Origin of the sequence: Allohoeflea poritis, assembly GCF_027889715.1 — a bacterium.
Lineage (GTDB): Bacteria > Pseudomonadota > Alphaproteobacteria > Rhizobiales > Rhizobiaceae > Hoeflea_A > Hoeflea_A poritis.
On sequence record NZ_JAPJZH010000017.1, the window covers coordinates 53,052 to 64,854 of the forward strand.

Sequence of the window (11,803 nt, forward strand, 5' to 3'; positions counted from 1 at the left end):
ACAGTTCCCGCATAAACAGTTGCACGATTTCATTTAAAGCGGAAGCGCTCTAATGTGGGTGCCGGCTTCGACACAGTGGAGGAAACATGTCGGCATTCGCGTTTCATACGACCCCGCAGATCGTCGTGCGGCCCGGTGCGGCGGGCGGAATCGCCGAGATCGCCGGCGGCAAGCTCGGACAATCGGTTCTGTTCGTCACGGACAAGGGCATCCGCAATGCCGGCCTCGACCAGAGCGCCATCCGCTCGCTCGAAGATGCCGGCCATAAAGTGACCGTCTTCGATGCCGTGGAGGCCGATCCGAGCCTCGACACGCTGATGAAATCGGTCGAGGCGGCGCACGCATGCGGCGCAACCGGCGTGGTCGCACTGGGCGGCGGATCTTCGCTCGACGTTGCGAAGCTGACGGCGCTGCTTGCCGGCTCCGGCGAGGATATCGACGCGGCCTGGGGCGTCGGCAACGCCAAAGGCCCGCGCCTGCCGCTGGTGCTGATCCCGACAACTGCGGGAACAGGCTCCGAGGTGACGCCGGTTTCCATTATCACCGTCGACGGCGAGGAAAAGCGCGGCGTCTCGTCGCCGGTCATATTGCCGGACGCGGCCATCCTCGATGCGGAACTCACCGTCAGCCTGCCGGCTCCGGCCACGGCGGCAACCGGTATCGACGCCATGGTGCACGCGATCGAGGCCTATGCATCGAAAAACGCCAACAACAATCCGGTCTCGCGCATGCTCGCCACGCAAGCGCTGACGCTGCTGGGTGCCAATATCGAGACGGCGGTCTTTTCGCCGGAGAACCTCGAGGCGCGCGGTGCCATGCTGCTCGGCTCGACGCTTGCCGGCATGGCCTTCGCCAATTCGCCCGTCGCGGCGGTACACGCGCTCGCCTATCCGATCGGCGGCACATTCCATATCCCGCACGGGCTTTCAAACGCTCTGGTTCTGCCGGAGGTGCTGCGGTTCAACGCGGCGGAGCCGGAGAACGGGTCCTACCGGCTCTATGCGGAACTCAGCCCCTACGCCTTCGCCGATCTAGAAGATCCCGGCGGAACGCAGGAAGGCTGCGCCGTCTTTATCGAGCGTATCGCGGCTTTGTCGACCAGGATCGGTCTGCCGCAAAGGCTGCGCGAAGTCGGCATCGGCGAGGAGGCGCTGCCGAAAATGGCCAGCGACGCCATGAAGCAGACACGGCTGCTCGTCAACAATCCGCGCCATGTGGCGGAAGACGACGCGCTTGCCATCTACCGCGCCGCGTGGTGACGCCATGAGCCGCCCCACCCCGCTCGGACGCGAGAGTTTCCACGTTTTCCGCCAGCTTCAGTCCCGCTGGGCCGACAATGATATCTACGGCCACATGAACAATGTCGTGCACTATGCGCTGTTCGACACGGCCATCAATGGCTGGCTCGTCGAAAGGGACCTGCTCAAGCTGAAGGACGGCAAGACGATCGGCCTCGTGGTCGAGACCGGCTGTCATTATTTCGCCGAGCTTGCCTTTCCGGACCGCATCGATGCCGGCATCGGCGTCGAGCGCATCGGTTCGTCCTCGGTGATCTACCGCATCGGCCTGTTCCGCGACGAGGACGCAACGGCGGCGGCGCAGGGCCGGTTCGTGCATGTCTATGTCGACCGCGAGACGCGCCGTCCGAAGCCGCTCGACGCGCATTGGCGCGAAACGCTTGAGAGTGCCCTGCTATGACGGAAACGCAAGCGCAGCAGATCGCCCGGCTCGAGGAGCACATCGCCCACCAGACGCGCACGATCGAGGAACTCTCGGACCAGGTCGAGAAACAGTGGAAACTGATCGACCTTCTCAAGGCGCAACAGGAAAAGCTGATCGACCGGCTGATGGCACTGGAGGAGCAATCCGGCGAGGCACCGCCCGTCACCAGGCCACCGCATTACTGAACCAATTCATTTTAAAACCGGAAAACAACAACCGATGACCGAATTTTCCCGCTTCACTCCGCTTGTCCGCTCGCTGCCGGCGACCGTACCCTTTGTCGGGCCGGAGACGCAGGAGCGTGCCGCCGGCAAACCATTCCGCGCCCGTATCGGTGCCAATGAGAGCGGTTTCGGCCCGGCGCCGTCCGTCAAGGCGGCGATGCGCGAGGGCGCGGACGAGGTGTGGAAGTATGGCGACCCGGAAAATCACGACCTGCGCTCGGCGCTGGCCGCGCATCTCGGCATAGGCATGGACCGGATCGTTGTCGGCGAGGGCATTGACGGGCTGCTCGGACTTGTCGTGCGCCAGATCGCCGGACCTGACACGCCGGTGGTCACCTCGCTCGGCGCCTATCCGACCTTCAATTTCCACGTCGCCGGCTTCGGCGGACGTCTCGTCACGGTGCCCTATCGCGACGACTACGAGGACCTCGAGGGTCTGCTCGATGCGGTCAAGCGTGAGGGCGCGCCGCTGGTCTATCTCGCCAATCCGGACAATCCGATGGGCACCTGGCACGATGGCGAAACGGTCGCGGCCTTTGCCGAGGCGCTGCCGGAGGAAACACTGCTCGTACTCGACGAAGCCTATGGCGAGATGGCGCCGCCAAGCGCCCTGCCGCCGGTCGCGCGGCTCATCGACCGGCCGAATGTCATCCGCATGCGCACATTTTCAAAAGGGTACGGTCTTGCGGGCCTGCGCTGCGGCTATGCTTTCGGAGCGCCCGGCACCATCGCGTCGTTCAACAAGGTGCGCAACCATTTCGGGGTCAACAAGATGGCGCAGATCGCGGCGCTCGCGGCGCTGGAGGATCAGGCCTATCTGGAATCCGTCTGCGGCAGGATCGACGCCGCCCGCCAGCGCATCGGAGAGATTGCCCGCGCAAACGGGCTCGAGCCTCTTCAATCGGCGACCAATTTCGTCGCCATCGACTGCGGCCGCGATGCCGAGTTCGCGACGGCGCTGATGGGCGCCCTTGTTGAACGCGGCGTCTTCGTGCGCATGCCCGGCGTCGCGCCTCTCAACCGGTGTATCAGGATCAGCGTCGGCCCCGACGAGGCGCTCGATATCTTCGAAGCGGAACTGCCGCATGCTCTGGCGGCAGCGTCCTGAACACAGGTTCTCTTGGTTTAAGCCTGCGGACCTTCCGCGACCTCGACGGCTTCTTCCCAGGAGTGCCCGGCGGCCATGATGCAGGTCATGCCCGTCGTCGTCGTCATGAGGATCGTCCAGGTGCCGTTTTTCGACGTGTAGACCTCGAACACGGCCTTGCCGGACGAGGCAAGCCCGAGCGCCCGGGGCGCTTCCTTGTACTTGTCGGCAAGTGCTTTCAGAAGCGATGTCCTGTCACCGCAGGCCAAACCGGCAGCCGGCGCCTGTGTCGACAAGCATACGATCGCCGATGCTAAAGTAATACCCAGTAATTTTCCTGGATTATTAAGTCTTGATTTCCGCATCTTCATACCTTTCGCAGCCAATAAAGCTTGTCTGACGAGAGGTATATTCATTTACATGCGTCAGACGCACTTGGTAGCTGAACCAGTACATTCATGGTTCATGCAATAACTCCGGAACAACTTAATCCGTCCAGTTTGCGCCCCATTGGTTAACAAGGTGTTAACGATTTCAGCCATGCCGGAGATTGTGATCTGCTGCCGGCTGGACTAGGAAATCGCCATATCCAGAACGAGGAACTCCCATGACCAAACGGGCCATCGTGCCGCCGGCGCTGCGGGCCGCGGCGGAGAAATTGAAAATGTCGCCCGCGATGTTGTCCGGCAATCATCTGTTCCTGACCGGCTCGACTGGCGGCGATGCGGACGGGGTCATGCCGGACGACCCCGAAACGCTGATGCGCAACGCCTTCGACAAGATCGGGCATATATTGCACGAAGCAGGCCTCGATTTCGGCGCGATCGTCGAAATGACGACCTACCATGTGGGTCTGCGCGAACATTTCGAACTGTTCGATCGGGTGCGCCTCGACTATTGCGTGGCGCCCTATCCGGCATGGACGGCCGTCGAGGTGGCCGGGCTGCGCCGCGAGGGCGCGATTGTCGAGATCCGTGTCATCGCGAGCACCGAACAGTCCGCACCATAGAAAAGGGCGCGATTGTTTGCTCAGAGCGCGATGTCCATTAAGTTGCGACCCATGCAGGATTCAATTTTCCCGATATTCAAAAAGAGAGACACGCTCGTTTACAGATCGTCTCGGCTTGTTCAGTTCTTCGCACTAATTTTCATTGGCGTTTTGGCATCATTTCTATTGGCGCCATGGAATCACGACTTAGGCTGGCAGCCCGTGTATCTTGATATGTTTTACGTGCTTGGACCGCGGAGATCGGAGACCATCAAGTTTGTATCCATGCCGTTTCTTCCGTTGCTTTTCCTGAGCGCCCTTGGCCGGGTTCAGCGCCTCATTGCACCGGCGATGGAACTGGTGCTTACACCTGACGGCATAACCTACGGACAGCATCGATTTGGCAAGCCCATCAAAATTGCCTGGTCAGAATACAAGGGCCACGAGGTTTACGAGGGATATAAGTTTCGCGGTAACGGCGCGAAATACATCGGAGTCATGGTAAATGATCTTGACGCGTTCATCGAAAGGGTGACCCAGAACAACAGGGCAGCCAAACTCCTGTTCAAATTCCCTTGGGGTCGTGGATATGCCGTTTCGATAAACAGGTTCGGACTCAACACTAGTTTGACCGAGATCGATATAGAGATCACAAGATTCAGCCGATTTTACAAAACCGCCTCATGACCGGTTCTGAAACAATCAGGGCGATTGCCAGCATGGAACGGCCGGATTAGCGCTTCCATGGAAAAGGGCGCGGCCGGAATGCGGCCACGCCCTCTTTGTCTGAAGCGTCAGACCTACTTCACGTCATAGCGGTCGAGGTTCATGACCTTGTCCCAGGCGGCGACGAAATCGGCGACGAATTTGTCGTTCGCATCGCCGCTGCCATAGACTTCGGCCAGAGCACGAAGCTCGGAATTGGAGCCGAAGATGAGGTCGGCGCGTGTCGCCGTCCACTTGACCTCGCCGCTCTCGCGGTCGCGTCCCTCGAACTCCTCTTCATCGTCCGAAGTGGCCTTCCATTCCGTGCCCATGTCGAGCAGGTTGACGAAGAAGTCGTTGGTGAGCTGCTCGGAGCGGTCGGTGAAGACGCCGTGCTGCGAGCCGCCGGCATTGGCGTTGAGGGCCCGCAAGCCGCCGACGAGGACCGTCATCTCCGGCGCGGTCAGCGTCAGGAGCTGCGCCTTGTCGACCAGCAGTTCTTCGGTCGAGATGGCGTATCTGGTCTTCAGGTAGTTGCGGAAACCGTCGGCGACCGGCTCGAGAACCGCGAAGGATTCCACATCGGTCTGTTCCTGCGCCGCGTCCATGCGGCCGGGCGTGAAGGGCACGGTCACGTCATGGCCGGCGGCCTTGGCGGCCTGTTCGACGGCGGCGCAACCGCCGAGGACGATCAGGTCGGCAAGCGAGACCTTCTTGCCGCCGGACTGCGCACCGCTGAACGCCGCCTGGACGCCCTCAAGCGCCTCAAGCACCTTGGCGAGCCGGGCCGGCTGGTTGGCTTCCCAGTCCTTCTGCGGCGCAAGGCGGATGCGCGCGCCGTTGGCGCCGCCGCGCTTGTCGGAGCCGCGGAAGGTCGAAGCCGAGGCCCAGGCGGTGGAGACGAGTTCGGGGATCGAAAGACCCGATGCGAGGATCTTCGCCTTGAGATCGGCGACATCCCGATCGTCGATGAGCGCGTGATCGACCGCGGGGATCGGATCCTGCCACAGCAGTTCCTCTTCCGGCACTTCCTTGCCCAGATAGCGGGCGCGCGGACCCATATCGCGGTGGGTCAGCTTGTACCAGGCGCGGGCGAAGGCGTCGGCGAAGGCGTCCGGGTCCTCATAGAAGCGCCGCGAGATCTTCTCGTAATCCGGATCGAAGCGCAGAGACAGGTCCGTCGTCAGCATGGAGGGGGCGTGACGCTTGTCGGGATCGGCCGCATCCGGCACCGTGCCGGCGCCCATGCCGCCTTTCGGCTGCCACTGCTGTGCGCCCGCCGGGCTCTTGGTCAGTTCCCATTCATAGCCGAACAGGTTCCAGAAGAAATTGTTGCTCCACTTGGTCGGCGTCGTCGTCCAGATGACTTCCAGGCCGCTGCCGATCTGGTCACCGCCCTTGCCGCTGCCGAAGCTGTTCTTCCAGCCGAAGCCCTGCTCCTCGATGCCGGCGGCCTCCGGGTCGGGGCCGACATTTGCGGCATCGCCGGCGCCATGGGTCTTGCCGAAGGTGTGGCCGCCGGCAATCAGCGCGACGGTTTCCTCGTCGTTCATGGCCATGCGGCCGAAGGTCTCGCGAATGTCCTTGGCGGCGGCCACCGGGTCCGGATTGCCGTTCGGGCCTTCCGGGTTCACATAGATGAGACCCATCTGCACGGCGGCGAGCGGATCTTCGAGATCGCGGTCGCCGCTATAGCGCTTGTCGCCGAGCCACTCGGTTTCCTTGCCCCAATAGACATCTTCTTCCGGCTCCCAGACATCGGCGCGCCCGCCGGCAAAGCCGAAGGTCTTGAAGCCCATGGATTCCAGGGCGCAGTTGCCGGCCAGGATCATCAGGTCGGCCCAGGAGATCTTGCGGCCGTATTTCTGCTTGATCGGCCAGAGCAGACGGCGCGCCTTGTCGAGATTGACATTATCCGGCCAGCTGTTGAGCGGCGCGAAGCGCTGCTGTCCGGTGCCGGCGCCGCCACGGCCGTCGCCGGTGCGGTAGGTGCCGGCGCTGTGCCAGGCCATGCGGATGAAGAGCGGGCCGTAGTGACCGAAATCGGCGGGCCACCAGTCCTGGGAATCGGTCATCAGCGCGTAGAGGTCCTGCTTGACCGCGTCGAGATCAAGGCTCTCGAACGCCTTGGCGTAGTCGAAACCCTTGCCCATGGGATCGGACAGGGACGAGTTCTGGCGCAGGATGCCGATGTTGAGCTGGTTGGGCCACCAGTCCCGATTCGACAGCGTTCCAAGCGACGTGGCGCCGTGCATGACAGGGCATCCGCCCGAGGTTTCAGGATTGCTTCCGTCCATCGTTCTCTCCCGTAAAGGCTCTATGAATTGAACCGTTCATCGAACGGTCTTGATTGATCTTCTGCGATAACCCGGCTGTCCCGCCATCCGCTCCGGCTGCAGTGTCCCAGGCGAAATAATCCTGGCGCAGGAGCGTATGGGGCACCGGTATTCCGGAATGCCGAAAACCCGTTTCGCATGGGTCCGCCGCCCAAATGCGGCGCCCCAGGCGCAGGCCGGTTCCCGGTTTCGCTTCGCTACCTATAGCAGAAGTTTATAATTAGTCTAAGTTGAATTATTTGATTGTGACGATAAGATGTTCTTATGAACAATCTGACATTCAAACAGCTTCGCTATTTCGACGCCCTGGCGCGTCACGGACATTTCGGGCGCGCCGCGGATGCCTGTGCGATCTCGCAGCCGGCGCTGTCGATGCAGATCAAGGAACTGGAGGAAAATCTCGGCACCGAGCTTTTCGAGCGGGGCGCGCGCCAAGTGCGTCTGACCCATTTCGGCGAGGAATTCGCGGCCCGCGCCCGTGACATTCTGCGTTCGGTCAACGAGCTGACGGATCTGGCCCGCGCCTCGCGCGACCGACTGGTCGGTCGCCTGAGGATCGGCGTTATCCCGACCATTGCGCCGTACCTTTTGCCGGCGATTATCGGTGACCTTTCCAATATGCATGACGGCCTCGACATCCATATGCGCGAAACCGTGACGCCGAAGCTTATCCGGGAGCTCGCGGACGGCCGGCTCGACACGGCAATCCTTGCCCTGCCCGTTTCCGAACCGTCGCTGAGCGAAGTCGCGCTGTTTTCCGAGAACTTCGTGCTGGTGCGCCCGGGCGAGGATGCCGGCAAGCCGGTGCCGAGCCGCGAGATGCTGCGCGAGATGCGGCTGCTGCTGCTGGAAGAAGGGCACTGTTTTCGCGATCAGGCGTTGTCCTTCTGCGACATGCGCACGACCCGGCCGCGGGAGCTGCTTGACGGCAGTTCGCTGTCGACACTGGTGCAGATGGTCAGCGCCGGCATCGGGGTTACCCTCATTCCGGAAATGGCGGTCGCCGTGGAGACCCGCTCGGCGCCCGTCTCGATCGCACAGTTCAAGAACCCGCAGCCGTCGCGCACCATCGGCATGGTCTGGCGCAAGACCAGCCCGCTTGCCGGACAGTTGCGGCAGATTTCCGAGGTCGTCCGACAATCGGCTGAAACGATGCGGAAGCGGTGGGATGCGGTATCCGATTCGGCTTAAATACCGGCAGATCCATTCAAGGGACTTCCGCAATCATTGTCTCGATCTCTTTTGCAAGAAGACGATTGTCATCGTGAAAGCTATCGATCATCGCCTCCATGAAGCGTTTGGGATCCAGATTGTCTTCATTTAGTTCGACACCGGAATTCCTGAGCAGCATATTGAGAAATGTGAGCTGACACCGTCCATTCCCCTCGCGAAATGGGTGCACAGCGTTGATTTCAGCGACATAGTACGCGGCACGTGCGGAAAACAATTTGTAATCTTCGACGCCGGTCAGGTGTTCTTCATCGGCAAGCTGCGCAAAGAGTTTATGCATCTCTCTATCAATGTATTCAGGATAGCAAAACCAGTTGCCCCCTTTACCAGTTCGGATTCGCCGGATCTCACCTGCCCATTCATAAACATCCTGAAAGAAATGATGGTGGATAGTTTTGTAGTGTTCAAAATCCAGAACCCCCGCCGGCAACTCTTCCTCAGCGCGTGACAAGAACATAAGCTGTTCAAACTGATCAAGCTCGTCCTGATCCCGAAGGTCGGCCTTATTAATCAAGACCTGTGTACCCGGATAACACAGGGGATCTTCGATCGCGTCGTAGCGACTCATTTGCTTCTGTTAAAGGACCTAGTGATTGCGGCTCGCAAGTCGTTTCCCGTCAACCCGCTCGACTTAATTCGACTTAGTGTCTGGTTCGACTCCCGACTAAGCGCGATGCCTTCAACGGCGGAGAATTTGGATGCTTTAGCCTTGCCAAGCGGCTTCGTAACAAATCGGCCGGAGACGGCCGAGCGCTTTGTGACCCAGTTTTTGCTCATTTGCCTAATTTAGCACCCTTAGGTGAACATTGATATAATGCAGCACTGGAATGCTGAGGTACTGTTCACCCGCGCTTGATCAGGCCGGCGGAGTTACGCCGGTGATATAGCTTGATTGCGGCAGGGCGAGACAGGCGCGGCGGGTTTCTTCGTCATGCATCTTCCTGACCAGAGCGGTCTCGATGGCACCGGTGCCAGCGCGTTCACGGTCACGCCGCTTTTCGCCCATTCCACGGACATGACACGCATCATCGCCGCTGGCGCCGCCCGTGACGATTGCGGTATGTCCTTCAAGCGAAAACATTGTCTATCCCGTCACCCCCGCATCTTCGCGCCATCGGGATCGTACAGCGGTTTCGCCGTTACCTTAGCCGGGTAAAGATTGCCCAGGATTTCCACCTCCAGTTCGGTGCCGTCGACGCTGAGTTCCGGCGGGACATAGCCGAAGGCCATGGATTTGCCGACATGGTGGGCAAATCCGCCGGAAGAGACATAGCCGACGCAGGCGCCGTCCTTCATGATCGCCTCGTCATTGCTGACATCGATATCGTCGGTTTCGACGGTCATGACGACCAGCTTCTTGTCAGGGCCGGATTGCCGTTCAGCGAGCGCCGCTTCCTTGCCGATGAACTCCTTATCCCAGTTGATGAAGGCATCGAGACCGGACTGGGCGGGCGTGAAATCCGGCCGGAAGTCGAGCGTCCAGGCGCCCCAGTTCTTCTCAAGCCGCAGCGACATCAGCGCCCGGTTGCCATAGGGTTTCAGGCCAAGATCGGCGCCTTCCTCCTCGAGCCTCTGGTAGAGCTTGATGAGATATTGCGGCGCGCAATAGATTTCGTAGCCAAGCTCGCCGGAAAAGGAGACCCGCGCCAGAAGCACCGGAACGCCGGCAACATAGGTGCGGCGAATATCGCGGAATTTCAGCGCCTCGCCCGACACGTCGTCGCGGCACAGGCGCTGCAGCAATTGCCGCGATTTCGGGCCGGAAATCGCCATGCCGTGCCATTCGTCGGAAGCGTTGCGGTAGGAAACGCCCTCGGCCGGGAGATGTTTCTCGAACCAGCGGCGGTGCATCTCCTGCGCCGCGCCGGAGCCGAAGAGGATGAAGCTCTCCTCGCCGAGGCAGGCAACCGTGAGATCGCCGTAAAGGCGGCCGGCCTCGGTCAGAAGCGGCGTCAACGACAGCCGGCCGGGCTTCGGCACCCGCCCGGCGCAGAGTCGGTCGAGGAAAGCCCGCGCGCCGGGGCCTGATACCGCGTGCTTGGCGAAATTGGCGATCTCGATCATGCCGACGGCCTCGCGCACGGCGTTGACCTCGGCGGCGACGTAATCATGGGCGCGCGAACGCTTGAAGGTCGGCTCCTCATGGGCATCCTCCGGCCCGTTTGCGAACCACAGCACATGTTCGAGACCGAAGCTCGCATCCATCACCGCGCCCTTCGCGGTCAGCCGGTCGTAGAGCGCCGTCGTCTTCTGCTGGCGGCCTTTCGGCAGCGTCTCGTTGGGGAAGGTCATGACGAAGCGGCGCTCGTAATTTTCCGATGACTTGATGGTGCCGTATTCGGGCGTCGCGAATTCGCCGAAGCGGGCGACATCCATCGCCCACACATCGATGGACGGCTCGCCGTCGATCATCCATTCGGCCATGCACAGGCCGACGCCGCCACCCTGGCAGAAACCCGCCATGACGCCGACGGCGACCCAGTAATTCTTCATGCCCGGTACCGGCCCGATCATCGGATTGCCGTCCGGGCCGAAAGTGAAGGGCCCGTTGATCATATCCTTGATGCCGGCGCGGCCAAGCGCCGGAATGCGCTCGAAACCGAGTTCCAGCCGGTCGGCGATGCGGTCGAGGTCGGGCGCCAGCAGCTCATGGCCGAAATCCTGCGGCGTGCCTTCCACCTTCCAGGGCGTCGAGCGCGGCTCGTAGGTGCCAAGCAGCATGCCCTGGCGCTCCTGACGGAAATAGATATTGCCCTCATAGTCGATGCCGGCCGGCAGGCGATCCTCCGGATCGCGCTCGACGATCTCGGGAATGGCTTCGGTGATGAGGTAGTGGTGCTCCATCGGCTGGACAGGAAGATCGACGCCCGACAGATGCCCCACCTCGCGCGCCCAAAGGCCGCCGGCATTGACGATGTATTCGGCATTGATCGTGCCATTGGGCGTCACCACGTCCCAGGAGCCGTCCGGCTTCTGGTTCGTCTCGATCACCGGCGTGTGGGTGTGATAGGTGGCGCCATGGTGGCGGGCCGCCTTGGCATAGGCGTAGGTGACGCCGGACGGGTCGATATCGCCGTCGAGCGGATCCCAGAGTGCGGCGACATAGCGGCTCGGATCGATCAGCGGGTGGCGGCGCGCCGCCTCCTCCACCGAGATGAACTCCTGGTCGAGGCCCATATAGCGGGCCTTGGAGCGCTCGCGCTTCAGATAATCGTACCAGTCCTGGTTGGAGGCGAGATAGAAGCCGCCGGTCGAATGCATGCCGCAGGAATGGCCGGACAGCTCCTCGATCTCCTTGTAGAGGTTGATCGTATAGCCCTGCAGGCGCGAAATATTCGGATCGGAACTGATCGTGTGGATCTGGCCGGCGGCATGCCAGCTCGAGCCGGAGGTCAGTTCGTTGCGCTCCAGCAGCACGACATCGCGCCAGCCGAACTTGGCAAGGTGAAACAGGATCGAGCAGCCGACAACGCCGCCGCCGATGATGACCACTTTCGCATGGGTCTGCATT

General features: G+C 61.4%; 12 protein-coding genes. 7 read left to right on the forward strand and 5 right to left on the reverse strand.

From position 1 onward, the window contains the following. Window positions 1–86 precede the first annotated feature (86 nt). Genes OOZ53_RS21540 through OOZ53_RS21555 form a run of 4 tightly spaced genes read left to right on the forward strand, consistent with a single transcriptional unit; the run spans window position 87 to window position 3,054 of the window. Window positions 87–1,259, forward strand: coding sequence for an iron-containing alcohol dehydrogenase (locus OOZ53_RS21540; protein WP_271091802.1), 1,173 nt, complete (start codon window positions 87–89; stop codon window positions 1,257–1,259). A 4-nt stretch (window positions 1,260–1,263) separates the two neighbouring features. After that, window positions 1,264–1,698, forward strand: coding sequence for an acyl-CoA thioesterase (locus tag OOZ53_RS21545; RefSeq protein WP_271091803.1), 435 nt, complete (start codon window positions 1,264–1,266; stop codon window positions 1,696–1,698). Further along, on the forward strand, window positions 1,695–1,907 hold the full coding sequence (locus OOZ53_RS21550) for a SlyX family protein (protein ID WP_271091804.1): 213 nt from the start codon (window positions 1,695–1,697) through the stop codon (window positions 1,905–1,907). The genes OOZ53_RS21545 and OOZ53_RS21550 overlap by 4 nt, the downstream gene beginning before the upstream one ends. 34 nt (window positions 1,908–1,941) lie before the next feature. Next, window positions 1,942–3,054, forward strand: a complete 1,113-nt coding sequence (locus OOZ53_RS21555; RefSeq protein WP_271091805.1) for a pyridoxal phosphate-dependent aminotransferase — start codon at window positions 1,942–1,944, stop codon at window positions 3,052–3,054. Between the two features lie 17 nt (window positions 3,055–3,071). On the opposite strand, the gene OOZ53_RS21560 is transcribed toward OOZ53_RS21555, so the two are convergent. Then, a complete protein-coding gene (locus OOZ53_RS21560; protein WP_271091806.1) occupies window positions 3,072–3,329 on the reverse strand; it encodes a hypothetical protein in 258 nt (85 codons plus the stop codon). A 311-nt stretch (window positions 3,330–3,640) separates the two neighbouring features. Here OOZ53_RS21560 and OOZ53_RS21565 point away from each other — a divergent pair, with 311 nt between their 5' ends. Together OOZ53_RS21565 and OOZ53_RS21570 are read left to right on the forward strand one after the other, a co-directional pair. Next, window positions 3,641–4,042 carry a RidA family protein gene (locus OOZ53_RS21565; RefSeq protein WP_271091807.1) on the forward strand — a complete coding sequence of 134 codons (402 nt, stop codon included), beginning with the start codon at window positions 3,641–3,643 and terminating at the stop codon, window positions 4,040–4,042. A gap of 51 nt (window positions 4,043–4,093) precedes the next feature. Then, a complete protein-coding gene (locus OOZ53_RS21570) occupies window positions 4,094–4,708 on the forward strand; it encodes a hypothetical protein (RefSeq protein ID WP_271091808.1) in 615 nt (204 codons plus the stop codon). Between the two features lie 113 nt (window positions 4,709–4,821). On the opposite strand, the gene katG is transcribed toward OOZ53_RS21570, so the two are convergent. Continuing rightward, window positions 4,822–7,023, reverse strand: coding sequence for a catalase/peroxidase HPI (gene katG / locus OOZ53_RS21575; protein WP_271091809.1), 2,202 nt, complete (start codon window positions 7,021–7,023; stop codon window positions 4,822–4,824). Window positions 7,024–7,326: 303 nt separating this feature from the next. Here katG and OOZ53_RS21580 point away from each other — a divergent pair, with 303 nt between their 5' ends. Beyond that, window positions 7,327–8,253, forward strand: coding sequence for a LysR substrate-binding domain-containing protein (locus tag OOZ53_RS21580; protein ID WP_271091810.1), 927 nt, complete (start codon window positions 7,327–7,329; stop codon window positions 8,251–8,253). A gap of 16 nt (window positions 8,254–8,269) precedes the next feature. Here the strand turns inward: OOZ53_RS21580 and OOZ53_RS21585 are convergent, their stop codons facing one another. From OOZ53_RS21585 to OOZ53_RS21595, 3 genes are all read right to left on the reverse strand, one after another. Continuing rightward, window positions 8,270–8,860 carry a Fic/DOC family protein gene (locus OOZ53_RS21585; protein ID WP_271091811.1) on the reverse strand — a complete coding sequence of 197 codons (591 nt, stop codon included), beginning with the start codon at window positions 8,858–8,860 and terminating at the stop codon, window positions 8,270–8,272. A 288-nt stretch (window positions 8,861–9,148) separates the two neighbouring features. Next, window positions 9,149–9,373: a hypothetical protein gene (locus tag OOZ53_RS21590; RefSeq protein WP_271091812.1), complete on the reverse strand. Its 225-nt coding sequence runs from the start codon at window positions 9,371–9,373 to the stop codon at window positions 9,149–9,151. A gap of 11 nt (window positions 9,374–9,384) precedes the next feature. Beyond that, a complete protein-coding gene (locus OOZ53_RS21595) occupies window positions 9,385–11,802 on the reverse strand; it encodes a GcvT family protein (RefSeq protein ID WP_271091813.1) in 2,418 nt (805 codons plus the stop codon). Window position 11,803 lies beyond the last annotated feature (1 nt).